This window comes from Pseudomonas sp. MT92, from assembly GCF_058792515.1.
This window is the reverse complement of sequence record NZ_JBXAFA010000009.1, coordinates 125,545-144,907: the sequence shown is the minus strand read 5'-3', so window position 1 is coordinate 144,907 and position 19,363 is coordinate 125,545. Positions and strand designations below refer to the sequence as shown.

At 58.9% G+C, this 19,363-nt stretch carries 20 protein-coding genes; 8 read left to right on the top strand and 12 right to left on the bottom strand.

The window, feature by feature from the left end:
• Positions 1 to 3: 3 nt before the first annotated feature.
• From AC1Q6D_RS18195 to AC1Q6D_RS18180, 4 genes are read right to left on the bottom strand one after another with little or no spacing between them, the layout of a single operon-like run.
• Positions 4 to 1,512 (bottom strand): ArnT family glycosyltransferase, encoded by a 1,509-nt coding sequence (locus tag AC1Q6D_RS18195; protein WP_103406000.1) that lies wholly within the window; start codon positions 1,510 to 1,512, stop codon positions 4 to 6.
• A 3-nt stretch (positions 1,513 to 1,515) separates the two neighbouring features.
• A complete protein-coding gene (locus tag AC1Q6D_RS18190; RefSeq protein ID WP_103406001.1) occupies positions 1,516 to 1,794 on the bottom strand; it encodes a lipid-A-disaccharide synthase N-terminal domain-containing protein in 279 nt (92 codons plus the stop codon).
• Positions 1,791 to 2,531, bottom strand: coding sequence for a glycosyltransferase family 2 protein (locus tag AC1Q6D_RS18185; protein WP_103406002.1), 741 nt, complete (start codon positions 2,529 to 2,531; stop codon positions 1,791 to 1,793). The genes AC1Q6D_RS18190 and AC1Q6D_RS18185 overlap by 4 nt, the downstream gene beginning before the upstream one ends.
• Positions 2,532 to 2,577: 46 nt before the next feature.
• The gene (locus AC1Q6D_RS18180; RefSeq protein ID WP_103406003.1) at positions 2,578 to 3,555 is read right to left on the bottom strand and encodes an NAD-dependent epimerase/dehydratase family protein; all 978 of its coding nucleotides are present in this window, start codon (positions 3,553 to 3,555) and stop codon (positions 2,578 to 2,580) included.
• 309 nt (positions 3,556 to 3,864) lie between these two features.
• On the opposite strand from AC1Q6D_RS18180, the gene AC1Q6D_RS18175 reads away from it, so the two are divergent.
• Positions 3,865 to 4,512: a YceH family protein gene (locus AC1Q6D_RS18175; protein ID WP_103406004.1), complete on the top strand. Its 648-nt coding sequence runs from the start codon at positions 3,865 to 3,867 to the stop codon at positions 4,510 to 4,512.
• A gap of 91 nt (positions 4,513 to 4,603) precedes the next feature.
• Here the strand turns inward: AC1Q6D_RS18175 and AC1Q6D_RS18170 are convergent, their stop codons facing one another.
• Positions 4,604 to 5,122, bottom strand: a complete 519-nt coding sequence (locus tag AC1Q6D_RS18170) for a cupin domain-containing protein (RefSeq protein ID WP_103406005.1) — start codon at positions 5,120 to 5,122, stop codon at positions 4,604 to 4,606.
• Positions 5,123 to 5,163: 41 nt separating this feature from the next.
• Complete coding sequence (locus tag AC1Q6D_RS18165; protein ID WP_103406006.1) at positions 5,164 to 5,982, bottom strand: shikimate 5-dehydrogenase; 819 nt, start codon at positions 5,980 to 5,982, stop codon at positions 5,164 to 5,166.
• A 245-nt stretch (positions 5,983 to 6,227) separates the two neighbouring features.
• Here AC1Q6D_RS18165 and AC1Q6D_RS18160 point away from each other — a divergent pair, with 245 nt between their 5' ends.
• Both AC1Q6D_RS18160 and AC1Q6D_RS18155 read left to right on the top strand, forming a co-directional pair.
• Positions 6,228 to 6,620: a hypothetical protein gene (locus AC1Q6D_RS18160; protein ID WP_103406007.1), complete on the top strand. Its 393-nt coding sequence runs from the start codon at positions 6,228 to 6,230 to the stop codon at positions 6,618 to 6,620.
• A 204-nt stretch (positions 6,621 to 6,824) separates the two neighbouring features.
• The gene (locus tag AC1Q6D_RS18155) at positions 6,825 to 7,016 is read left to right on the top strand and encodes a hypothetical protein (RefSeq protein ID WP_103406021.1); all 192 of its coding nucleotides are present in this window, start codon (positions 6,825 to 6,827) and stop codon (positions 7,014 to 7,016) included.
• Here the strand turns inward: AC1Q6D_RS18155 and AC1Q6D_RS18150 are convergent.
• A complete protein-coding gene (locus tag AC1Q6D_RS18150) occupies positions 7,013 to 8,074 on the bottom strand; it encodes an AI-2E family transporter (protein WP_103406008.1) in 1,062 nt (353 codons plus the stop codon). The genes AC1Q6D_RS18155 and AC1Q6D_RS18150 overlap by 4 nt on opposite strands.
• A gap of 162 nt (positions 8,075 to 8,236) precedes the next feature.
• Here AC1Q6D_RS18150 and trhP point away from each other — a divergent pair, with 162 nt between their 5' ends.
• The gene (gene trhP / locus AC1Q6D_RS18145; RefSeq protein WP_090468320.1) at positions 8,237 to 9,562 is read left to right on the top strand and encodes a prephenate-dependent tRNA uridine(34) hydroxylase TrhP; all 1,326 of its coding nucleotides are present in this window, start codon (positions 8,237 to 8,239) and stop codon (positions 9,560 to 9,562) included.
• A gap of 29 nt (positions 9,563 to 9,591) precedes the next feature.
• On the opposite strand, the gene AC1Q6D_RS18140 is transcribed toward trhP, so the two are convergent.
• Positions 9,592 to 10,455, bottom strand: a complete 864-nt coding sequence (locus AC1Q6D_RS18140) for a LysR family transcriptional regulator (protein ID WP_103406009.1) — start codon at positions 10,453 to 10,455, stop codon at positions 9,592 to 9,594.
• A 96-nt stretch (positions 10,456 to 10,551) separates the two neighbouring features.
• Here AC1Q6D_RS18140 and AC1Q6D_RS18135 point away from each other — a divergent pair, with 96 nt between their 5' ends.
• A complete protein-coding gene (locus AC1Q6D_RS18135; protein ID WP_103406010.1) occupies positions 10,552 to 11,460 on the top strand; it encodes a DMT family transporter in 909 nt (302 codons plus the stop codon).
• Positions 11,461 to 11,476: 16 nt separating this feature from the next.
• Here AC1Q6D_RS18135 and AC1Q6D_RS18130 read toward each other — a convergent pair whose 3' ends face one another.
• Positions 11,477 to 12,187 (bottom strand): FadR/GntR family transcriptional regulator, encoded by a 711-nt coding sequence (locus tag AC1Q6D_RS18130; protein ID WP_103406011.1) that lies wholly within the window; start codon positions 12,185 to 12,187, stop codon positions 11,477 to 11,479.
• A gap of 280 nt (positions 12,188 to 12,467) precedes the next feature.
• Between AC1Q6D_RS18130 and AC1Q6D_RS18125 the strand changes: the two genes are divergently transcribed.
• The 3 genes from AC1Q6D_RS18125 (at position 12,468) to ampC (ending at position 16,464) form a co-directional block, all read left to right on the top strand.
• The gene (locus AC1Q6D_RS18125; RefSeq protein WP_103406012.1) at positions 12,468 to 13,814 is read left to right on the top strand and encodes an MFS transporter; all 1,347 of its coding nucleotides are present in this window, start codon (positions 12,468 to 12,470) and stop codon (positions 13,812 to 13,814) included.
• Positions 13,815 to 13,850: 36 nt separating this feature from the next.
• Positions 13,851 to 15,194 carry a glucarate dehydratase gene (gene gudD, locus AC1Q6D_RS18120; protein WP_103406013.1) on the top strand — a complete coding sequence of 448 codons (1,344 nt, stop codon included), beginning with the start codon at positions 13,851 to 13,853 and terminating at the stop codon, positions 15,192 to 15,194.
• 130 nt (positions 15,195 to 15,324) lie between these two features.
• The gene (gene ampC, locus AC1Q6D_RS18115; protein ID WP_103406014.1) at positions 15,325 to 16,464 is read left to right on the top strand and encodes a class C beta-lactamase; all 1,140 of its coding nucleotides are present in this window, start codon (positions 15,325 to 15,327) and stop codon (positions 16,462 to 16,464) included.
• A 60-nt stretch (positions 16,465 to 16,524) separates the two neighbouring features.
• Here the strand turns inward: ampC and AC1Q6D_RS18110 are convergent, their stop codons facing one another.
• From AC1Q6D_RS18110 to AC1Q6D_RS18100, 3 genes are all read right to left on the bottom strand, one after another.
• Positions 16,525 to 17,085: a DUF4174 domain-containing protein gene (locus tag AC1Q6D_RS18110; protein WP_103406015.1), complete on the bottom strand. Its 561-nt coding sequence runs from the start codon at positions 17,083 to 17,085 to the stop codon at positions 16,525 to 16,527.
• A gap of 310 nt (positions 17,086 to 17,395) precedes the next feature.
• Positions 17,396 to 18,343 carry a hypothetical protein gene (locus AC1Q6D_RS18105; protein WP_256590361.1) on the bottom strand — a complete coding sequence of 316 codons (948 nt, stop codon included), beginning with the start codon at positions 18,341 to 18,343 and terminating at the stop codon, positions 17,396 to 17,398.
• A gap of 61 nt (positions 18,344 to 18,404) precedes the next feature.
• Positions 18,405 to 19,358, bottom strand: a complete 954-nt coding sequence (locus tag AC1Q6D_RS18100) for a hypothetical protein (protein WP_492618482.1) — start codon at positions 19,356 to 19,358, stop codon at positions 18,405 to 18,407.
• Between the last annotated feature and the right edge of the window lie 5 nt (positions 19,359 to 19,363).

Here is a 19,363-nt window from a genome sequence, read left to right as displayed (position 1 = left end):
TTCTCAGTCCCAAGTGAAACGATAGACATGCCCAGGCTGCTCCGGATGGCATTTGCCGTTATCGGCATCGGCGCCGACGATCGACCACTCGGCACGGGACGTTTCGCCCAGTTCATGGGCAGCCTCAGGGGCGAAGCACTGGCCGAGCAACTCGTCCGGGACCAATGCATAAGCGTTGGGGTGATCGCGCAGCCATTGTGCAGCCTGCTCGACCGTCGACTCGGCCATACCGAAATGCACGATCGGCTGACGGGCGTACAACCAATGTCCCTCGCGCCAGTTGACCAGTACCAGGTCAGCACCGTGAGTCATTGAAGCGGCTTGCTCCATGATGGCGACGTGTGGATTGGCGCCGTCCGTGATCGGCTCGATAAACCCACGGGCGAACCACAACACGAACCAGCCTGCCACCAGGGCCGGAAATGCCCGGCGCAGGCGCGGGCGCTGCTTGAACCAGCGTTGCAGCAGCCAGGGAATCAGCGGCGCCGCCGCCAGTACCAGTCCCGGTAGCGCCGGGTAGATGTACAACTTGCGTTTGCCGGCACTGATGCAAAAGAACAGCACCACCAGCGTGACCCAACCGAGCAGCACCAGCACCCGACCGTCACGCTTTTGCAGCTGACGGCGCCAGGCCGGCACCAGCCATGGCAAGGCCAGAACCAAAGGCAGCCAGTATTGCGGAATGACATTGGTGAAGAAGTACCAGAACGGTTCCCGGTGGTCCCACGAAGCGGCGTAGCGTCCGGCGGTCTGGCGCAGGAGGATTTCCCGGGCATAGGCCACCTCGTCAGCGGAACCATTGAATACGATGGACAAGGTCAGGGGTAACAGCCAGACCGCAATCGCTGCCAGCATTACCAGCAACCCGAGCCACCATTTGCGCGCCTGGCCCGGCATGGCCACCACGCCCGACCAATCCTTGCGTACCGCATAGGCATAAGGGATCAGCATCAGCGCCGGCAGAAAGCCCACGCCTTTGGTGATCACGCCGATGCCCATGCCCGCACAGCCTACGTAGAACCAGCGCCATGCCGGCCCCAGCAACAGATGACGGGCCAGGCCGTACAGGCCCAGGGAAGTGAACAGAATCAGAAAGCTGTCGATCTGCCCGGTACGCAGGATGCTGTAAGTCTGGTAGGTCGCCAGGTACAACAGCGCGGCAATGCGTCCGATGCGCTGGTTCCACAGCCGTCGCCCGAGGTCATAGACCATCGCCGTGACGGTCACCGCGGAAAAAAGCCCGGGTATGAACAGGGCAAGGTTGGGTTTGCCGGTCAGCCAGGCGAAGAACGCCACCGTCCACATGAAGATCGGTGGTTTATCGCCATAGATCTCCCCGGCGCGATGGGGAATCAGCCAAGAACCGTTGTGCAGCATTTCCAGGGCCACGCCGAGGAAACGTTCTTCATCGACGTTCTGCACTTGACGCAGGCCCAGACCGGCACCGACCAAAAGCAGGGCGAGCAACATCAACCCCAGGCATTCGACCCTGGGCGACAACGATCTGCGCATGACTTACTCCTTGAGGTTTTTGCTTTTTGCAATCAGTTGCAGGTTGCGCAGATAAACAATAAAGCCAAAAGCCTGGCCGGCAATGAACACCGGGTCCTGCCGGTAAATGGCATACATCAGCAGCAGGGCACTGCCGACGATACTCAGGTACCAGAAGCTGGTCGGGATCACGCTGCGTTTTTTGTATTCGCTGTACAGCCACTGCAGGACGAAACGGCCGGTGAACGCGAGCTGGCCGGCAAAGCCGACCACCAACCACAAGGATTCGCGGGAAAGGTTCATTCCTGAACCTCCCGAGCCTGAGTATTCAGGCGAGTACGCTTGATCAACCACCACACCCCGAAGAGGTCGAGAATGCCGACAAGGGCGCGGTCGATATTGCCGTACTTGGATACGCCGGCGGTGCGGTGCCGGTGGTTGACGGGATGGACGACCATTCGGCCATTGTGGCGCTGGATCAGCGCTGGAATGTACCGATGCATATGATCGAAGTACGGCAGGCGCAAAAACGCCGCGCGTTGAATCAGTTTCAAGCCACAGCCAGTGTCGGGCGTGGCGTCCTTGAGCAGGCGGCTGCGCAGGCCATTGGCGAAACGCGAGGCCCAGCGCTTGCTCGCGGTGTCGCGGCGGTTGACCCGGTGCCCCGCCACCAGCTGCAAGTCGCCACTGCCACGCGGGTTACGCACCAGTGCCAACATGCCCGGGATGTCTGCCGGGTCGTTCTGCCCGTCGCCATCGAGCGTGGCCAGCCACTGCCCGCGAGCCGCCTGTGCCGCGTGGTACAGCGACGTGCTTTGGCCCAGCGAGCGATCATGATGCAGGATGCGTAACTGGCTCAGACCATTGTTTTTGGCCTGCTGCAGTTCGTGCAAGGTGGCATCGGTACTGCCATCGTCGACGACGATGATTTCATAAGACTCATCCGCCAGCGCCACGCGGACTTCTTCAAGCAAGGGCTTGAGATTGTTCGCTTCGTTCTTCGCAGGGATCAGTACCGATACAAAAATGTCATTGCTCATAGAGGCGCTCTTTTGCCTTGCTCTTTTATTTTCACAGGAGAATGGTTCATAACTGATAGAACTGGCGATACCACTTCACAAACTCCCCGACGCCAGTGCCAACCGGCACCTGCGGACTGAAATCGACCCACTCTGCCAGGGCCGACACGTCGGCCCAGGTCTTGACCACATCGCCAGCCTGCAGCGGTAGATAGTTACGTTGCGCCTGCATCCCCAGCGCCGCTTCCAGGCAGTCAATGAACTCCAGCAGCGCCACTGGCTGGCCGCGACCGATATTGAACAACCGGTTGACGCCTTCTCCCGCCCCGGTCGATACCGGTGGTCGTGTGCGCAATCGGGCGACGCTTTCGACGATGTCGTCGATGTACGTGAAGTCCCGTGCCATCTGGCCCTGATTGTAGATATCGATCGGCCGGCCTTTGAGCATCGCCTCGGTAAACTTGAACAGCGCCATGTCCGGCCGCCCCCACGGTCCGTAAACCGTAAAGAAACGCAGCCCACTGGCCTTCAATCCGTATAGATGGCAATAGCTCTCGGCGAGCAGCTCATTGGCACGCTTGGTCGCGGCATACAAGGAAATGGGATGATCGACCGCGTCCTCGACACTGAACGGCATTTTGCTGTTACTGCCGTACACCGAGCTGCTGGAAGCGTAGATCAAATGCGCGGGATTGTGGTGTCGGCAGGCTTCCAGCACATTGAGGAAACCCACCAGATTCGATTGCGCATAGACGTCGGGATTGTCCAGGGAGTAGCGCACACCCGCCTGGGCGGCCAGATGCACCACTTCGGTAAACGGATGATCGCGAAACAACGCCATCAACGCCGGCTTGTCGACAATGTCCATTTTCTCGAAACGAAAGCCCGGCAAGCACTCCAGTTCCTTGAGTCGTGCGCGCTTGAGCGTGACGTCGTAATAGTCATTGAGGTTGTCGATGCCAACCACTTCATGGCCGTCCAGACATAGACGCCGGGCGGTGTGAAACCCAATGAATCCGGCAGCGCCGGTAATCAAAATAGTCATGCGAATCGTGTGCTATTGAGCACATCTTGTTTGGCTGATACCAACATCAACTTCATGCCTTGCTCCATCTTCCATTGCTTAAGGCCGGTGACATTGTCGATGCAAGAAACGTGTAAATCTCCCACTTCAAGGACATCCTGTCCATGGCCCCGCATACGGTGCCCATCCAATTGTAAAAAAATCGTTAGTATTGCGTTAAAGCCTCATTAAATAGCCCAGATAGTTCGCAAATACTATTGCCATTGACGCACACCAATCTAAAGTGCATCCACGCAAGTGAAAACCTGAACCGGGTAAGGACGCAGAACCATGATCACCGAGCAAGAGACGACCCATGACGAGCCGCGACTCAACAGTACGGAAATCCGTATTCTGGGCTCTCTGATCGAAAAACAGGCCACCAGCCCGGAAACCTACCCGCTTACCCTCAATGCGTTGATGATCGCCTGCAACCAGAAGACCAGCCGTGAACCGGTGATGAACCTGACCCAGGGCCAGGTCGGTCAAAGCTTGCGCGCCCTTGAGGCACGCGGCTTCACCAAACTGGTGATGGGCAGCCGTGCGGATCGCTGGGAGCACAGGGTCGACAAGGCACTGGAACTGGTGCCGGCTCAGGTGGTGCTGGCGGGACTGTTGTTCCTGCGCGGCCCGCAAACGGTCAATGAGCTGCTGACCCGCAGCGGCCGCATGCATGACTTCGAAGATACCGAGCAGGTGGTGCATCAGCTTGAACGCTTGATTGCCCGTGGCCTGGCCCTGCTGATTCCGCGCCAGGCCGGACAGCGGGAAGACCGGTATATGCATGCCTTGGGCGACCCGGCGGACATCGACGCGACTCTCGCGGCGCGGCAGAACCCGGTCGAACGTGGTGGTGGCAGCGCTGTTTCGGTTGAGCGGATCGAAGAGCTCGAGGCGCGGATTGCGGCACTGGAAGAGCGTTTGGCACGCCTTGAGTGAGCGTCATTGATAACTTGAACAAACACCCTGTGGCGAGGGAGCTTGCTCCCTCGCGACAAATTCACCTTTGCCGACTTGATCCAGGAGTCGTTCACTCCCCGTCCCAGTAATCCACCCCATCCGCCTGCCGGGCAACCGCGACAAACCCCGAAGCATTACCCTGGGCATCGACCTTGAAGTCATCCATCACCGCATACTTGCCGGAGTCCGGATATTCGCAAATTTCCGGTGATTGCTGGGTGCTGACCGCCAGGTAACGCAATTCTGCAAGGCTGGTATTGATGATCTGGTGCGCCGCTTCAGGACCGCCCGGCGGACAGGCGATCACGTCGCCAGCGCGAATGGGGAAACGTTCGGCGCCAAGGCGGATCTCCCCCTCCCCGGCCACGACGTAAAACATCTCCTCATTGACCCGATGACTGTGAAACGGACTGCCACGCATCCCCGGTTCCAGCACGTACAGGCGATAACCGAGCTTTTGAGCTCCCAGTTGCTGACCCACGCGGGCCATGCGTTGCCGATAGCGGCCGGCGGTTTCACCGGTGGGCGCCAAGGCTTCGGGCAAGGGCTCGAGTTCGACCTGATTCAGGTTGAGAATGGGGGGATGCATGGATACCTCCTTGATCTGGTTTTAAGGCAGGCAAAAGACCTTCAACTGCGCGCAAACGCCACCGCTTGCTGAAATTGCTCATCCGTCGGGCGCACACCGGTATAAAGGACGAATTGCTCCAACGCCTGGAGCGCGATCACCTCCAGTCCGGTGATCACTTGTTTGCCCTCGGCACGACCACGCACGATCAGCGGCGTTTCCGAGGGAATCGCCACCACATCGAAGACGATATCAGCAGCCGCAATGACCTCGGTATCGTACGCCAACTGCCCGGCCTCCGGGCCGCCATCCATACCGACCGGCGTGACATTGATCAGCATTTGCGGCCGCCTCTCCCCCAGTTCCGCTTGCCACGGATAACCCAGGGACTCAGCCAGGGCACGGCCGGCGCGCTCGTTGCGGGCCACGATCAGGCCGTTTGTGTAACCGCCATCGCGCAAGGCACTGGCCACCGCCTTGGCCATTCCGCCGCTGCCGCGCAGGGCAAAGGTGGTGTCCTTGGGCACTGCGTGGGTTTCCAGCAGTTGGGCAACCGCCATGTAATCGGTGTTATAGGCCTTGAGATGACCGTCGGTATTGACGATGGTGTTGATCGATTGAATGGCGGCGGCGGACGCGTCCAACTCATCGACCAGCGCAATGCAGGCTTCCTTGAACGGCATCGACACGCCACAGCCGCGAATGCCCAAGGCACGAATACCGCCGACAGCGCCCGGCAAGTCGTGACTGCTGAAGGCTTTGTAGTAGAAATTCAGCCCCAGTTGTTCATACAGATGGTTGTGAAATCGCAGGCCAAAGTTGCCGGGGCGTCCGGAGAGGGACATGCACAGCTGGGTGTCTCTGTTGGGGTTCATCTGCATGTGAATATCCTTCCAGTGCACTTTCAGATGGATGGGCTTAGTCAGTCCGGGGCGTTCTGATCAATCATATTCCAGGGCCTGCGTCCGGCATCGGGCGACCGTAAGCAAGCCGGCACAGACCTTACACAAAATTTACCTAACGGCTGTGCTGATTTTCAAAAAAACGCTGTCTTAGAAGTATCCCCGCGACGATCCTTGGGTCTATTGCAGACGCAAGCGCCGGGGCGAAGAACCGAGGAATTATCATGATCCGTAAAATCCCCACAGTAGCCTTGCTGATCGGCGCGCTCGCTATCGCAGGACAGGCGCAAGCCCATGGTGGTGGTAATGACGCGGCGGTATTTGGAGCAATCGTCGGTACGGCCATTGTCGGCTCGGCCCTGATCAACGCCAACCGGCCGGTGTATGTCGAGCCGCAACCGGTTTATGCACAGCCGGTCTACGCCCAACCCGCACCGGTGTATGCCGCACCACCGCCACCGGTTTACTACCAGCCGGCTCCGGTCTATGTGCAGCAACCGATCTACTACCGTCCGGCACCGGTCTACTACGGGCCTCCCCGTGGTTATTACGGCCCTCCGCGTGGTTACTATGGCCCTCCGCATGGCTACTATGGCCCGCGTTACGGTCACTACTGACACAGTCCGCAGGGACCCGCTTGCTGGCGATGACGCGTTCAAAAACGCTATCGCCGGCCGGCCAGCAGGAACATTGATGGGTGCGGTGACCGACAAACGGTCATTTGCACCCACTGGCGTCAATGACCACTATCGAAAACGGTGATTGTCCGCAAAAGCGCCCGCCCCGTAAGGTATCTCCATAGATCGATGGAGGTACTGATGATGTCTCAGGTTCAGATTATGTCCGTTATCGGCAGCGCCGTTCCCGCCCCTCTCAGGGAGCTGGGACTGCTCGCCTGCTGGTACCTGGTACAGGACGGCGAACAGATCAGCGGCCCGCTCACTTCGCTGCCGGCCGCCCAGGCATTGTCTGAGCGTATCGGCACTGGCCAGACGGGCAATTTCAGCGCTTAAGGCAGCTGAACCCGCGGTTTGGTTTCGATGAAGATCGCCCAGCTCGACATGAACAGCGCGGCAATCAGTGGACCGATCACAAAACCGTTGAGGCCGAAAATCGCCAGGCCGCCCAGGGTCGAGATCAGAATCAGATAGTCCGGCATCTTGGTATCCTTGCCCACCAGGATCGGTCGCAGCACGTTGTCCACCAGTCCGATCACAAAAACCCCGAACACCCCCAGTACCACGCCCTGCCAGATCGCCCCGGTGAACAGGAAAAATGCCGCCACCGGCGCCCAGACAATACCCGCCCCCACCGCTGGCAACAGGGACAGAAACGCCATCAACACGGCCCAGAGCAACGCGCTCGGGATGTCCAGAAACCAGAAAATCAAACCACCCAATGCACCTTGTGTGATCGCCACCAGCAGATTGCCTTTCACCGTGGCCCGCACCACACGGTTGAATTTGAGTTGCAGACGACGTTTCTGGTGTTCCTGCAGCGGTACGGCGGAGCGAACCTTGCGCGCCAGTTCGGCACCGTCCCGCAGAAAGAAGAACAGCAAGTAGAGCATGATGAAAAAACTCACCACAAAATCGAAAGTGCCCTGACCAAAACTGAAGACCTGCGTGGCGACAAACTCATTGCCCGTCACCGCACTCTTGATGATTTTCTCCCGCAGGCCGTTCAGCTCGCCGACCCCGAACCGATCGAGCAAGTGCTGAAAGTACGGCGGCAGGCTGTGTTTGAAGTGCGTCACATAGCCTGCAATGTCCAACTCGCCGCTTTCGATTCTGTTGTAGAGCGCCGCCCCCTCCTGAACCAGCAAGGCACCAAGGATGATCACCGGCAGGATCGCGATCACCAGACAAACGCTCAGCGTCAGCAACGACGTGACGTTGCGCTGCCAGCCGAACTTCAATTGCAACCGACGCTGCAATGGCGCAAACAGGATGCCGAGGATCACTGCCCAGAACACCGCGCCGTAGAACGGCAACAGAATCCAGATGAAGGCGATGCTCACCAACCCCAGCAACACCGTCAGTGACTTGTCTTGTAATGTCTCTTCGTTCATGTCCGATCCATGTCAGTCCGCCGGAACGCAATGTTGCGCCCTGATGCTTAGGCCACCATGGCTCGCGCGAGTGCCATCGTTTTTTCATCAAGCATAGATCCAGATCAATAAACCCTCGGAGCGAGGCGTATACGCTCGGCGGCTTTTGCGATCGATCCCACCATGAACCAGATTGCTCCGGAACTGCTCGCCCCCGCCGGCACGTTGAAAAACATGCGTTATGCCTTCGCCTACGGCGCCGATGCCGTGTACGCGGGCCAGCCACGCTACAGCTTGCGCGTGCGCAATAACGAATTCGATCACGCCAACCTGGCCCTCGGCATTCGTGAAGCGCAGGCCCAGGGCAAGCGCTTTTACGTGGTGGTGAACATCGCGCCGCACAACGCCAAGCTCAAGACGTTCCTCAAGGATCTGGAACCCGTGATCGCCATGGCGCCGGACGCGTTGATCATGTCCGACCCCGGCCTGATCATGCTGGTGCGCCGGCACTTCCCACAGATGCCGATTCACCTCTCGGTACAAGCCAATACAGTGAACTGGGCCAGTGTCGAGTTCTGGCAACAGCAGGGCTTGAGCCGGATCATCCTCTCGCGGGAACTGTCTCTGGAAGAAATCGCCGAAATCCGCCAACAGGTTCCCGCCATGGAACTGGAGGTATTCGTGCACGGTGCGCTGTGCATGGCCTATTCGGGCCGCTGCCTGCTGTCGGGCTACCTGAACAAGCGCGACGCCAACCAGGGCAGCTGCACCAACGCCTGCCGCTGGAAGTACTCGGCGCAGGAGGCCACCGAAAACACGCTGGGCGAGATCGTCCAGCAGTTTCAGCCGGAACCGACCCTGGGTCTCGGCGCCCCCACCGAGCAGGTGTTCCTGCTGCAAGAGGCCAATCGCCCCGACGAACTGATGCCGGCCTTCGAAGACGAGCATGGCACTTACATCATGAATGCCAAGGACCTGCGCGCCGTACAGCATGTCGAGCGCCTGACGCAGATGGGTGTGCACTCATTGAAAATCGAAGGCCGGACCAAATCGCATTTCTATTGTGCGCGGACCACCCAGGTCTACCGACGGGCCATCGATGATGCCGTGGCCGGCCGCGATTTCGACCGCAGCCTGATGACCGACCTCGAATCCCTTGCTCAGCGCGGCTACACCGAAGGCTTTCTGCGTCGGCATGTGCATGACGAGTACCAGAACTACCAGAACGGCAGCTCGGTGTCGGAGCAGCAACAGTTCGTCGGTGAACTGACCGGCGAGCGACGTGAGCGGTTAGCGGAAGTGAAGGTGAAGAATCGGTTTGGCCTGGGCGATCACATGGAGTTGATGACGCCCAAGGGCAACTTCCACTTCGATCTGCATCAATTGCACAACATCCGGGGTGAAGCGATCGAGGTCGCGCCGGGGGATGGGCATACGGTGTACCTGCCGATTCCGGATGCGGTGGATTTGAGTTTCGGGTTGTTGATGCGGGATGTGCGCACGAGCTGATCAATCCGCGTTCACGGCTACCAGTTCGCTTAAGCAAATTCCTCGCGCAACATTGCCACGAACGCCTCTCGCGCCGGGTGCACCCCGGCGTTTTCATGCCAGTAGAACAAGTTCTCGATCGCCGTCAGCTCGGGAAACTCGTAACCCACGCACCCCGCGCCCTTGGCGTATTGATCGAACACGCCTTTGGGCACCAGCGCCACGCCGGCCCCGGCGCTGACGCACCCGACAATCGCGCCGTAACTGGCCAGGCTGACAATCGGCAACGCCTGCCCCTGGCGCAACAACCAATGTTCCAGCGCCGCCCGATACGGACAACCCTGGGGCCACATGAAGACGGTCTTGTCATGCAGATCCGCCATGTCACGCACCGGCCCCAGCGATGTCGAGGCAATCAGCAACAGGTCTTCGCGGTACATCGGCGTGCGCTTGAGGTGCGAACGCTCGACATCCACCGCGACGATCGCACCGTCAAGCCGATGATTGAGGGTGTCATCCAGCAACTGGCCCCAGGTGCCTGTGGTCAGTTCCAGCGCCACTTGCGGGAAGCGCTTGTGGAATTTGGCCAGCAGTCGCGGCAAGCGACCGGTGGCCGAGGACTCGATGGCGCCGATGCGCAACGGCCCGGAAGGCTCGGCCGCGGGGTCCACCGCCCGTTTCGCCTCTGCGGTCAGCGCCAGGATTTTCGAGGCGTAGGCCAGAAAGGTCTGCCCCGACGGACTGATGCGCAGCCCGCGACCCTCGCGCAAAAACAACGCGACACCCAACTCCGCCTCCAGCGACTTGATCCGCGCCGTGATGTTCGACGGCACGCAATGCAGCACTTCTGCCGCACGGGCGATGCTGCCCAGTTCGGCAACGGTCTTGAACATGCGAATCTGTGCCAGCTCCATACATCACCTAAAGTGAACGGTTAACGCATTATAAGTCAGTTGTGGCGAATGGTTCAGGTTCAGATACTCAGAGCACCTGCCTACCGGTGCACGACCATGAAGCCGCTCACACACGCCCCCGTTTCGCCCTTGAAGATCATCCTGGCCATGGCGTTTGTCGTGACCTGCTGGGGGTATTCCCCGACCGGCATCCATATCGGCCTGCTCGGCTACGACCCCGTGCATCTGGCGCTTTTGCGTTTCCTGCTGGCATCGGTGTTCATGGTCGTGGTTGCGTTGTGCAGGGGCATTCGCCTGCCCGGGTTGCGCGATGTTCCATTGCTGTTCGGGCTGGGTTTCTTTGCGGTCAGCCTGCATCACGTGGCGATCAACTTCGGCCAGCAAGGCGTCAGCGCCGGCGCTTCCAGTGTGCTGGCACAAACCACGCCGTTGTTCAGCACCTTGCTCGCGCGCTTCGCGTTCAAGGACCGGGTCAGTCTCTGGCGCTGGGGCTGCGTTTTATTGGGCCTGCTCGGCGTGGTGATTGTGGTGGCGGGCGATCATGGCCTGGGCAGCATCGACGCCCACGGCTTGCTGATCCTGCTGGCGGCGCTGTCCTGGAGTCTGTATTTCGCCCTGCAAAAGCATCACACCGGGCGTTATGACGGGTTGACCCTGGTCTGTTACACGGTCTGGTCCGGGACGTTACTGTTACTGGTTTTTCTGCCCGGCCTTGTGGAGCAGGTCGCCCTGGCGCCGCTGCGCGTGCAGCTGGCGGTGCTTGCCCTGGGGATATTCCCCAGTGCCTTGGCGTATCTGGCCTGGGCCTATGTGCTGGCACATGTGGATTTGAGTCGGGCGACGATGACGCTGTATCTGGTACCGCCGATGGCAATGGCCATTGCGTCGTTTGCGCTGGGTGAAAGGCCGACGTTGATGGTCGGGGTTGGAGCGGTTGTGGTGTTGATCAGTGTGCTGGCGTTGAATCTGGAGCGCAGGCCGATGGTTCAGGCGGCTCGCGCTTGATCAGCGATTTGAGAAATCAACTGGCAGAAAACCGGTCGCGACTGTTGGTCAAATGCAGCCACATCGCTGCCCGCGCCGCATCCGGGTCCTGGCGCTTGATGGCGTTGAGAATTGCCTCATGCTCGAGGTTGGCCAGTTCGCCGAGTTTGCTCAGGTCCACTGCACCGCGCTCGGCGGCGTTGACCCGGGTTCGCGGAATCATGGCGTTACCCAAATGCTGCATGATCTCGGTGAAGCACACATTGCCCGTGGCTTCGGCGATCAGCAGGTGGAAGCGCCGATCCGCTTCGACACAGCTGTCATTGTTGGCCAGCAGACGCTGATAGTCGTCGAGCGCCTCGCGCATTTGCGCCAACTGTTGATCGCTACGCCGAGTGGCAGCCAGTGCGGCGGCCTGGGTTTCCAGGCCCATGCGCAATTCCAGAATGCTGCGCACCCCCAGCGCCGTATCGACATTCAGTCGCAGGCCCTGTTCGGGCGCACGCTCCAGCACAAAGGTGCCGATGCCGTGCCGGGTCTCCACCAGGCCGGATGCCTGCAACTTCGAAATCGCCTCCCGCACCACGGTACGACTGACACCGTGCTCCTGAACAATCGTGTTCTCCGACGGCAGCTTTGCGCCAGGCAACATCTGACCGAGCAGGATGCTCTGGGTCAGCTTGGCCACCAGGTCATGGGCCAGGTTGTGGCTGCGCTTGCGGGCAGGTGCATCGAGATCTTCTTGCATGGCGATCATCCAAAAGCAGAACTAGCGCAATCGTAGCACTGCCCTCACCCTAAAACTCAAAAAACACCGCCTTACTTGTATGACAACACTCAACAACACGTCGAAAATCCTCCAATCAATTCGCCAAAAACCACCCACCAAGGAATAAAAATAGGCGTTATAGCGCCGCTTTATTCGGAAAAACCTATTGCAGCATGAAAAAATGCAGTTGTATGATGTCTATCAACAACGCAGCATCCAGCCGCACCCCGCATAAAAATAACGAGTGGGAGAAAACGCAGTGAAAACATCCATATCAGCCATGGACGATGGCGCCGATTCGGTGCTGAAGTCCGCCATCTCGAAAGTCAAACGTCACGTCTTGCCGCTGTTCGTGATCATGTTCATCGTCAATTACATTGACCGCGTGAACATCGGCTTCGTCCGTGCCCACATGGAACACGACCTGGGCATCGGCGCTGCCGCCTACGGCCTGGGCGCCGGTCTGTTCTTCATCGGCTACGCACTGTTCGAGGTGCCCTCCAACATCCTTCTGCAGAAAGTCGGCGCTCGCCTCTGGCTGACCCGCATCATGCTGACCTGGGGCCTGGTCGCCGCAGGCATGGCCTTCATCCAGAACGAAACCCACTTCTACGTCCTGCGTTTTCTGTTGGGTGTGGCCGAAGCCGGGTTTTTCCCTGGCGTGATCTACTACTTCACTCGCTGGTTGCCCGGTGTGGAACGCGGCAAGGCCATCGCCATTTTCCTCAGTGGCTCGGCCGTTGCGTCGCTGATTTCCGGCCCGCTGTCCGGTTTGCTCCTGCAAATCACCGGCTTCGGAATGCACGGCTGGCAGTGGATGTATTTCATTGAAGGAATGTTTTCGGTCGGGCTGTGCGTATTTGTCTGGTTCTGGCTTGATTCCAGGCCCCACGACGCGAAATGGCTGAGTCGCGAAGAGCAGGACGCACTGGTCCAGGCCATCGATGATGAGCAACTGGCCCGAGAAGCCGCGACGCCGATCAAGCCGTCACTGGGCAAATTGCTCAAGGACCGCCAGATCATCCTGTTCTGCCTGATCTACTTCTTTATCCAGCTGACCATCTACGCCGCCACTTTCTGGCTGCCGAGCATCATCAAAAAAATGGGCGACTTGAGCGACGTCCAGGTCGGGATGTTCAACTCGATTCCGTGGCTGCTGTCGATTGTCGGCATGTACGCCTTTGCCTCGCTGTCGGCCAAATGGAAACACCAGCAAGCATGGGTCGCCGCCGCGCTGTTGATCGCCGCCGCCGGGATGTTCATGTCCACCACCGGCGGGCCGGTCTTCGCCTTTGTCGCAATCTGCTTCGCCGCACTGGGTTTCAAATCGGCGTCATCGCTGTTCTGGCCGATCCCCCAGGCCTATCTGGATGCCCGTATCGCCGCTGGCGTCATCGCGTTGATCAACTCGGTGGGCAACCTCGGCGGGTTCGTTGCGCCCACTACCTTCGGCCTGCTGGAAGAACGCACCGGCTCCATTCAGGGCGGCCTGTACGGCCTGGCCGCGACTTCGATCATCGCCGCGATCATCGTCTTTGCCGCACGCAACACACCCAAGGCCGTTTCCATCACCACAACGGCCAAACCGGCGCCCCACCACGCCTGATGACTTTTCAAGAACACGGCTTAAAAGGATAAGAACATGACCCAACAAGAAACCGCCAAAGCCCCGATCATCACCAGCATGCAAGTTGTTCCGGTGGCTGGCCACGATGGCATGCTGCTCAACCTGAGCGGCGCCCACGGGCCGTTTTTTACCCGCAACATCGTCATCCTCAAGGACAACGCCGGCCACACCGGCGTCGGCGAAGTACCGGGTGGCGAGCGCATTCGCCAGACCCTCGAAGACGCCCGCAGCCTGGTGGTCGGCAGCCCGATCGGCACCTACCAGAAGATGCTCAATCAAGTTCGCCAGACCTTCGCCGACCGCGACGCCGGCGGTCGTGGCCTGCAGACCTTCGACCTGCGCATTACCATCCACGCCGTCACGGGGCTGGAGGCGGCGCTGCTCGATCTGCTCGGTCAGCATCTGGACGTACCCGTCGCCGCCCTGCTCGGCGAAGGCCAGCAGCGTGATGAAGTGAAAATGCTCGGCTATCTGTTTTATGTCGGCGACCGCCAGCAAACCGATCTTGCCTACCGTAGCGAGCCGGATGCCGACAATGACTGGTTCCGGGTGCGTCACGAAAAAGCCATGACCACCGACGCCGTGGTGCGCCTGGCCGAAGCAGCTCATTCGAAGTACGGCTTCAAGGATTTCAAGCTCAAGGGCGGCGTGCTCAGCGGCGATGCCGAAATCGAAGCGGTGACGGCCCTGGCAGAACGCTTCCCTGACGCACGCATCACCCTCGATCCGAATGGTGCCTGGTCCCTCAAAGAGGCCATTCGATTGTGCCGCGACCAGCACCGGGTACTGGCTTATGCCGAAGACCCCTGCGGCGCGGAAAACGGCTACTCGGGACGCGAAGTCATGGCTGAGTTCCGCCGCGCCACGGGCCTGAAGACCGCGACCAACATGATTGCCACCGATTGGCGGGAAATGGGCCACGCGATCCAGTTGCAATCGGTGGACATCCCGTTGGCGGACCCGCATTTCTGGACCCTGCAAGGCTCGGTTCGCGTGGCCCAGATGTGCCATGAATGGGGCCTGACCTGGGGCTCGCACTCCAACAACCACTTCGATATTTCCCTGGCAATGTTCACCCATGTCGCGGCGGCCGCACCGGGTGAAATCACGGCGATCGACACCCACTGGATCTGGCAGGACGGCCAGCGCCTGACCAAAGCCCCACTGCAAATCGTCGAGGGCTGCGTGCAGGTGCCGCAGAAACCGGGGCTGGGCATCGAGCTGGATATGGATCAGGTGGCCAAGGCCCATGAACTCTACAAGGGCATGGGGCTGGGTGCGCGGGATGACAGCGTGGCGATGCAGTTTCTGATTCCAGGGTGGACATTCGATAACAAGCGGCCGTGCCTGATGCGTTGATTTAGCGGGTGCATGCCCTCCAACGACCCGCCCTGCCGCCTATGGTCGGCAGGGCCCAAAAACCATTCGGAACGGAGCAATTAACCCCCTAACATGACGCGCAACTGAATCGATGACGGACGACACCCACATGGACAGACTGAAAGCTTTCGCGGTTTGCGTGGCGGCGCTCGCGGCTGGCCAATGCCTCGCACAGGATCAAATGGCGACGTTGGTGAATGCCGCGGTGCGCCCGGTCATGCAAGCCCAGGGCATTCCCGGAATGGCTGTGGCGGTGACCGTCAACGGCAAGCCGCACTACTTCAACTACGGGGTAGCATCGAAAGAAAGCGCGCAACCGGTCACTGAAAACACCCTGTTCGAAATCGGCTCCCTGAGCAAAACCTTCACCGCCACCCTCGCCGCCTACGCCCAGGCCAGCGGCAAGTTGTCGCTGTCCGACAAGGCCAGCCAGGTGTGGCCCGCATTGCGCGGCAGTGCGTTCGATCACATTAGCGTGCTGCAACTGGGCACCTACACCGCAGGCGGTCTGCCCCTGCAATTCCCCGACGCAGCGGACTCGGCGGACAAGATGCTCGGCTATTTCAAACAATGGCAACCGACCTACGCCGCTGGCACCCACCGGCTGTATTCGAATCCGAGCCTCGGTTTATTCGGCTACCTCGCGGCCCAAAGCATGGGCCAGCCATTCGATGAACTGATGGACAACACGCTGCTGCCCAAACTCGGCCTCAAGCACACCTACCTCAACGTGCCCCAGGCACAAATGAGCCTTTACGCCCAGGGCTACAACAAGGACGACAAACCCGTACGCGTGGGGCCTGGCGCGTTGGACTCCGAGGCTTACGGGGTGAAAACCAGCGCCTCGGACTTGATCGGCTATGTGCAAGCGAACCTGCATCCCGCCTCGCTGGAAAAGCCATTGCAACAGGCAATCGCCCTCACCCACACCGCCTACTACCGCGTCGGCGAGATGACCCAGGGCCTGGGATGGGAGCTCTATCAGTACCCGGTCACCCTGGATCAATTGCTGGCCGGCAACTCGTCGCAGATGGCCATGGAGGCGCACAAGGTCCAGTGGCTCAACCCGCCTCAACCGCAGCAGGAAAACCTGCTGCTGAACAAAACCGGGTCGACCGGTGGCTTCGGCGCCTATGCCCTGTTTGTGCCGTCGAAAGACATTGGCATCGTGATCCTGGCCAACAAAAACTACCCGATCGCGGAACGGGTCAAGATCGCTCACCAAATATTGAGTGCGATGAGCCAGTAATCCCCACATAGCTTACCTGTGGCGAGGGGGCCTGCTCACTCGCCACCGAGTGGGGGAAAGTCAATCATCCGGCATTTCTGGCGGCTTGGCGGGCTTGGCTGGTTTGGCCGGCTTACCGGATTTTGTGCCTTTTGCGCCCTTGGCGGTCGGCTCCGGTTCGGCTGCCGGCGCTACCGTGGGTGCTGGCGTTTCCTTCTCGGCCGCCGGCAACTGATCGACAGCAGCAAAGACTTCTTTCAGCTCGACGGGCCCGGACTGTTCAAGCTTCTTTTCGCCGTCCTTGCCCACCAGAATCACCTTGGTCTTGGCCCCGGCACCCAGTTTGAGTGACCGAATCAACGCTGCCGTGTCTTGTGGCCCCAGGTCTTTGCCATCACGTTGGCCCATCAGATTGAGCACCGTGTACAACACCAGGTTTCGCTCGGTGAACCCCTTTTTGTTATCCGGCTCTTCCAGCGACTTTTTCAGGCTCACCCACGTCGGGTCGACCGTACTGGGAGCGATGACAATCAGTGGCCGGGACCTGCCCTTGTCCATGTCCAGCGGTGAGTCGCCATCAGCGGCGAACAAGGGACCGGCAACTGCCAGCAGGGTAGCCAGGGTCAGTGACCTGATGAGCATGCGCATCTCCTTTTGATATCCACGCTCTAATGATTGCGCATCGCGGCGATCGTTCCGGGTGACGCTCCGCAAATGTTGTTCGCCTTGTCCAAAGCTTAGGTCAGGGCGGTCGAAGCGCAACAGGCCGGGCTAAACTCATTCCTCTTCAGGCTCCCCCGGCCAGCAGTCCTGAAGCCAGAACGTATCGAGGCGCGTCGGACTGCAGTCTTCTCGATTTAACGGGTGGTCATGGAAAGAACCGAACACGACAGTTGGGCGCTGATGAATCAATGACAACGAGGCAGCATCAACCCTTCCTCTTGGGAATGAATCAACTGGCGCTCGCTACGCCAAACCCTTGCATTTGTTCCAGGTCGACCAGGCGCGTGGTACATCCGTTGGCTTTCAGTCGATCAGTGACAAGTTTGGGCCAGAGATTTCTGGAGCGGCGTTTGGCAACGCTGTAGGTGAATTCCTGGATTCGAAAACAGGGGTAAAGAAGAAACGTACACACAGCCATCACTACATCAGTGCCACCCAAGTAGTTTTTTCTAGCATTTTCGTCCCTGGTTTTTTTGATGCCATCGAGGGTGTCCTTGAACCAGCCGCTCATATTGGGCTTCACGTCCAACTGGCTTTTTACAAAAGCATCCGACTCACTGTGATTACCCTGCTCGTCGAAATAAGGGCCATTGTTCATATAGGAGCGGATGTACTCCCAAAAGCCTTTTTGCATCTCCAGGCTTTTACCAAAGGGTGCACCGAGGCTGACCATCAGCGCTGTTTGCGGCTCTTCGAATTTCCACACCCGAATTTCCAGCGAAGCGTTTTGCATGCCACCGATATGGGTGCCGACGAGTTGAAATTCGTTGGCTACAGCTGAGATGCCATCCCATGGGGTGTGGAACAGTTCGCCGTCGTGATCGAAATACACTTCGCGGGTGCGGCGGTTGAACAGAATAGGTAGGCGTAATGGACAGAGTGTTTCCCAAAGGAAGGGCACTAGAAAAAAAGAAAGTGCAAGAACCAACATTATGTAGTCAAAGATTCCTTGCATCGCGAGCATTAAAGTTAACCCCAGAGATCCGCAGCCAGCCATTCCACCTAATATCCCAGTCCACAACCCTCGATATGAATCACCTCCTGATTGCAGCGCCAAGTAATGTTCGGTGTGCTCATCAGTAATAAACAGCTCCATTGGCTGCTCACCCGTGGGCTTACCGGCTTCGAGGATAACGGTGGATGAAGCACTGTTTCGGAGTTGTTCTGGTCTGTTCATATCCATGCTCTTTCCATGACTGTGGCTGCTGGCAGCGTCAGCCCTTCTCTTTGGGAATGAATCAACTGGCGCTCGCTACGCCAAACCCTTGCATTTGTTCCAGGTCGACCAGGCGTGTGACAGGGCCTTCGGCTTTCAGGCGCTCAGAGACGACTTTGGGCCACCGGTTGCGGGAGCGGCGTTTGGCAACGCTATAGGTGAGTTCCTGGATTCGAAAACAGGGGTAAAGAAGAAATGTACACATAGCCATCACTACATCAGTGCCACCCAAGTAGTTTTTTCCAGCATTTTCGTCCCTGGTCTTTTTGATGCCATCGAGGGTGTCCTTGAACCAGCCGCTCATATTGGGCTTCACGTCCAGCTGGCTTTTTACAAAAGCATCCGACTCACTGTGATTTCCCTGCTCATCGAAATATGGGCCGTTGTTCATATACGAGCGGATGTACTCCCAAAAGCCTTTTTGCATTTCCAGGCTTTTACCAAAGGGTGCACCGAGGCTGACCATCAGCGCTGTTTGCGGCTCTTCGAATTTCCACACCCGAATTTCCAGCGAAGCGTTTTGCATGCCACCGATATGGGTGCCGACGAGTTGAAATTCGTTGGCTACAGCTGAGATGCCATCCCATGGGGTGTGGAACAGTTCGCCGTCATGATCGAAATACACTTCGCGGGTACGGCGGTTGAACAGGATGGGGAGAGGTAAGGGCCGTAATGTTTCCCACAGGAAGGGAAAAAGGAAAAATGCCGCTGACATAATCAGACCAGTAGGTACTCCCTCCCATTTCCCGATAAGCATCAGCAATACGGCCAGACCTATACCGGCGACTCCACCCACTCCCCCTAATATTCCAGTCCATAACCCCCGACCCGAATCACCTCCTGATTGCAGCGCCAAATAATGTTCCGTGTGCTCATCGGTAATAAACAGCTCCATTGGCTGCTCGCCCGAGGGCTTACTGGCTTCGAGGATAACGGTGGATGAAACACTGCTTCGGGGTTGCTCCAATTTGCTCATTTCCA

Bases quoted from the DNA above. Each gene is read 5' to 3' on its own strand.
- AC1Q6D_RS18195 (WP_103406000.1), bottom strand. From the start codon at position 1,512: ATGCGCAGATCGTTGTCGCCCAGGGTCGAATGCCTGGGGTTGATGTTG.
- AC1Q6D_RS18190 (WP_103406001.1), bottom strand. From the start codon at position 1,794: ATGAACCTTTCCCGCGAATCCTTGTGGTTGGTGGTCGGCTTTGCCGGC.
- AC1Q6D_RS18185 (WP_103406002.1), bottom strand. From the start codon at position 2,531: ATGAGCAATGACATTTTTGTATCGGTACTGATCCCTGCGAAGAACGAA.
- AC1Q6D_RS18180 (WP_103406003.1), bottom strand. From the start codon at position 3,555: ATGACTATTTTGATTACCGGCGCTGCCGGATTCATTGGGTTTCACACC.
- AC1Q6D_RS18175 (WP_103406004.1), top strand. From the start codon at position 3,865: ATGATCACCGAGCAAGAGACGACCCATGACGAGCCGCGACTCAACAGT.
- AC1Q6D_RS18170 (WP_103406005.1), bottom strand. From the start codon at position 5,122: ATGCATCCCCCCATTCTCAACCTGAATCAGGTCGAACTCGAGCCCTTG.
- AC1Q6D_RS18165 (WP_103406006.1), bottom strand. From the start codon at position 5,982: ATGCAGATGAACCCCAACAGAGACACCCAGCTGTGCATGTCCCTCTCC.
- AC1Q6D_RS18160 (WP_103406007.1), top strand. From the start codon at position 6,228: ATGATCCGTAAAATCCCCACAGTAGCCTTGCTGATCGGCGCGCTCGCT.
- AC1Q6D_RS18155 (WP_103406021.1), top strand. From the start codon at position 6,825: ATGTCTCAGGTTCAGATTATGTCCGTTATCGGCAGCGCCGTTCCCGCC.
- AC1Q6D_RS18150 (WP_103406008.1), bottom strand. From the start codon at position 8,074: ATGAACGAAGAGACATTACAAGACAAGTCACTGACGGTGTTGCTGGGG.
- trhP (WP_090468320.1), top strand. From the start codon at position 8,237: ATGAACCAGATTGCTCCGGAACTGCTCGCCCCCGCCGGCACGTTGAAA.
- AC1Q6D_RS18140 (WP_103406009.1), bottom strand. From the start codon at position 10,455: ATGGAGCTGGCACAGATTCGCATGTTCAAGACCGTTGCCGAACTGGGC.
- AC1Q6D_RS18135 (WP_103406010.1), top strand. From the start codon at position 10,552: ATGAAGCCGCTCACACACGCCCCCGTTTCGCCCTTGAAGATCATCCTG.
- AC1Q6D_RS18130 (WP_103406011.1), bottom strand. From the start codon at position 12,187: ATGCAAGAAGATCTCGATGCACCTGCCCGCAAGCGCAGCCACAACCTG.
- gudD (WP_103406013.1), top strand. From the start codon at position 13,851: ATGACCCAACAAGAAACCGCCAAAGCCCCGATCATCACCAGCATGCAA.
- ampC (WP_103406014.1), top strand. From the start codon at position 15,325: ATGGACAGACTGAAAGCTTTCGCGGTTTGCGTGGCGGCGCTCGCGGCT.
- AC1Q6D_RS18110 (WP_103406015.1), bottom strand. From the start codon at position 17,085: ATGCTCATCAGGTCACTGACCCTGGCTACCCTGCTGGCAGTTGCCGGT.
- AC1Q6D_RS18105 (WP_256590361.1), bottom strand. From the start codon at position 18,343: ATGAACAGACCAGAACAACTCCGAAACAGTGCTTCATCCACCGTTATC.
- AC1Q6D_RS18100 (WP_492618482.1), bottom strand. From the start codon at position 19,358: ATGAGCAAATTGGAGCAACCCCGAAGCAGTGTTTCATCCACCGTTATC.